3 protein-coding genes are annotated in these 3,329 nt (G+C 68.6%); all 3 read left to right on the top strand.

Translation table 11 applies throughout. From position 1 onward, the window contains the following. Window positions 1-1,030, top strand: a 1,030-nt coding sequence (locus ACRDUX_RS22290; protein WP_526416582.1) for a cystathionine gamma-lyase, incomplete at its 5' end; no start/stop codon positions are given. Further along, entirely contained in the window at window positions 1,023-1,958 is a 936-nt protein-coding gene (locus tag ACRDUX_RS22285; RefSeq protein ID WP_526416580.1) for a LysR substrate-binding domain-containing protein, read from the top strand. The genes ACRDUX_RS22290 and ACRDUX_RS22285, both read left to right, overlap by 8 nt. A 54-nt stretch (window positions 1,959-2,012) precedes the next feature. Further along, window positions 2,013-3,329 (top strand): MmgE/PrpD family protein (locus ACRDUX_RS22280; protein ID WP_526416578.1); only part of this gene is annotated, 1,317 nt, incomplete at its 3' end.

The raw sequence follows: 3,329 nt of genomic DNA, 5'->3' as shown, positions 1-3,329 counted from the left end.
GGCATCGGCCTACCACCTGTCGGCGGACGAGTCGCAACCCCTGGACTTCTACGGCCGCAGCTCCAACCCCACCTGGCGGCAGCTAGAGTCGGCGCTCGCCGATCTGGAGGGTGCCACCTCGGCGCTGTCCTTCGGATCGGGCATGGCTGCCATCACCTCGGTCCTGCGCGTGCTCGCCAAACCCGGTGCCACGCTCGTCGTTCCCGCGGACGGTTACTACCAGGTACGCCGATACGCGAATGAATACCTCGCGCCACTCGGCGTCGTGGTGCGCGAGGTGCGCGCCGCCGACATGTGTGCGGCGGCCGAGTCAGCCGACGTCGTGTTCGCCGAGACGCCCGTCAACCCGACGCTGGACGTCGTCGATCTGCATCGGTTGGCGCTGATCTGCCGGGGTCGCGGTGCCACGCTCGTCGTCGACAACACGACGCCGACACCGCTTGGGCAGCAACCTCTTTCGCTGGGCGCCGACCTCGTCGTGGCGAGCGCGACCAAGGCGCTCTCCGGGCACAGCGATCTGATCGCAGGCTACGTCGCGGGCAGTCATCCCGACCTGATGGCCGCGGTGGAACGCGAGAGGCTTCTGGGCGGCGCCATCCTCGGCCCGTTCGAGGCCTGGTTGTCGCTGCGCAGTCTGGGCAGTGCCGGTCTGCGGTTCGAGCGCCAATGTCACAACGCGCTGGCGATGGCCTTCATGCTTCGCGATCACCCTGCGGTGCGGTCGGTGCGCCATCCCGGCCTGCCCGACGACCCGTCGCACCACATCGCCTGCGCACAGATGAAGCGCTTCGGTGGGCTGGTGGCGTTCGAACTGGCCGACGCCGCAGCGGTACACCGCCTCGTCGAGCGCAGCGCGCTGGCGGTCGCCGCCACCAGCTTCGGCGGCATCCACACATCGATCGACCGCCGGGCGCGGTGGGGTGATCCCGTCGGCGACGGGTTCGTCCGGATGTCGATGGGCATCGAGGACACCGATGACCTGATCGCGGACATCGAGTTCGCATTGGAGCCCGACGCCGGTCATGGATGACATCTCGGTCAGCGACATCACCTTCTCCGATCTGGAGATGTTGGTGGCGTTCGCGCGAACCGAGCACTTCGGCCACACCGCCGCCGAGTTGGGCGTCAGCGCCGCGACAGTGCAGCGCGCGATCCGCACGCTGGAGCGCAAACTCGGGGTGCCTCTGATCGAACAGTCGGGCCGACGGGTCAGGATGGTGCATGCGGGCAACGTCCTGGTCCGCGAGGCGCACGGTGTCCTGCGCGCCAGGCGCGATGCCATCGACAGCACGCTCGCCGACGCCGGTCACCCGCAACGACTGCTGAGGATCGCCCACACGTTCTCCCTCGGTTTGGGTTTCGTGCCGCGGGTGCTGGCTGCCCTTCTCGTCGACCATCCCGGCCTGCGGTTCCGCTGCTGGCAGGGCTCGGCCACCGACGTGATCGCCGCACTCCTGCGTGGTGAGGCCGATGTCGCGTTCACGTCGTTGTCGCCCAACGAAGGCGACTTCGTCGTGGTCCCGTTGTTCACCGAGTCGCTGTTGCTCGCAGTACCTGCGGATGACCCACTGGCTCAACGGCAGAGCGTGTCGCTGGCCCAGGTGCGGGACCGGCCGTTCATCGCGATGGAGCTGGGTTCCAGTAGTCGTACCCACATGGTGAATGCCTGCGCCAGAGCGGGTTTCGTGCCACGCATCGCGGTCGAAGGCAACGACCTCTTCGTGGTGGAGTCCATGGTGGGCGCGGGTATCGGGGTCTCGGTGGTTCCCGAGGGGATGACCGATCACCAACATCCGCGGGTGGTGCGGATCAGGATCGTCGATCCCGCGCCGGCCGGGCGCACCGTACTTCTGGCCTATCCCCATGCGGGGGCTCACCACGAGAGCATCGGCGACCTCGCCAGGATCGCCCGCAGGGAAGGTCGCGAACGCCAGGAACTGTTGCAGAAATTGCAATGATCCCGTCGGGGAACGGTGTTGTTCCTCACATCCGGCGTTCATAGTGTCCTGGTCATGCCGATTACCGCTGTGACGCGGACCACCGACTTCTGTGGTCAGCTGACCGATGCCGCTGCGACGCCGCTACCACCGGCCGCCGCTGCCGCCGCCAAACGAAGCCTCTTCAACGTGTTGGGAACCGCCGTCGGTGCGGCGCGCACACCCGGTGTCGACGCCATCGTCGCCGCCGCGGCGCGACTCTCCGCACCCGGAACGGCCGCGGTCCTTGGCCGTTCGGACGTCCTCGACGAGCACTGGGCGGCGCTGCTGACCGGAACCGCGGCCCACTACGACGACTTCGACGACACGCATCTCGCCACGGTGATCCATCCCGGCGCCGCGGTGCTCGGAGTGCTGGTGGCGCTTCACGACCAGGCGGCCGTCGATGGCGACCGGTGCCTGCGCGCGTTCGCACTCGGCTGTGAGGCCCAGCTGCGAATCGGTAACGCGATCTCGCCCAACCACTATGACCGCGGCTGGCACATCACCGGAACGTGCGGCGTCTTCGGCGCCGCCGTCGCGGCTGCCGTGCTTCTCGGGTTCGACTCCGATGCGCTCGAGTCGGCGTTGGCCGCGGCGTCGACCATGACCCTGGGGCACCGCGAGGCGTTCGGATCGATGACCAAGCCATTCCACGCAGGCAAGGCTGCCGCCAACGGAGTGCTGGCGGCCCGGCTCGCGGTGGGCGGCTATCCCGGATTGGCCGATCCGCTCGGCGATTCGGGTGTGCTCACGATATTCGCCGACGCCGCCGACGACGGGGCACTCCTGCGGTCGTGGTCCGACCCGTGGGAACTGGAGAGCAACACCTTCAAGCCCTACCCCTGCGGTATCGTCGCGCACCCCGCCATCGACGCAGCGGTCGAAGCCGGCCGCCGAGTCACGGATCCGGCCCGCATCGAGTCGGTCGAAGTCGTCTGTCACCCGCTGGTTCCCGAGTTGATGGGCAGGCTCCAGCCGGAGGACGGGCTCCAGGCCCGGTTCAGCGCTCGCCACGGCGTCGCCGTCGGTCTGATCGACGGCAGTGGCGGACTGGCCGAGTTCTCCGACGCGCGGGCCACGTCACCGGACGTACAACGGCTACGCGCAGTCACCGAGCTGCTGCCCGCACCGGACTGTGCGCGCGACGCGGCGACGATCACGGTGCGGCTCGCGGGCGGAGAGGACGTCCGGGTGCACGTCCCTCATGCCCGCGGAAGCCTCGCCAGGCCGCTGACCGACGCCGAACTGCTGACGAAGGTGGACACGCTAACCCAGCCACTGCTCGGAACGGGTTCGGCCACCTCGATCCTGCGATCCGTCGAAGCGCTGGACCGCGCACCGGATTTCACC

The organism is Mycobacterium sp. (assembly GCF_050701675.1).
Lineage (GTDB): Bacteria > Actinomycetota > Actinomycetes > Mycobacteriales > Mycobacteriaceae > Mycobacterium.
Note: the sequence above shows the minus strand (reverse complement) of the source record. Positions and strands in the feature narration are given on the sequence as shown.

Excerpts from the sequence above, each read along its gene's own strand:
- ACRDUX_RS22285 (WP_526416580.1), top strand. The coding sequence starts at position 1,023 with ATGGATGACATCTCGGTCAGCGACATCACCTTCTCCGATCTGGAGATG.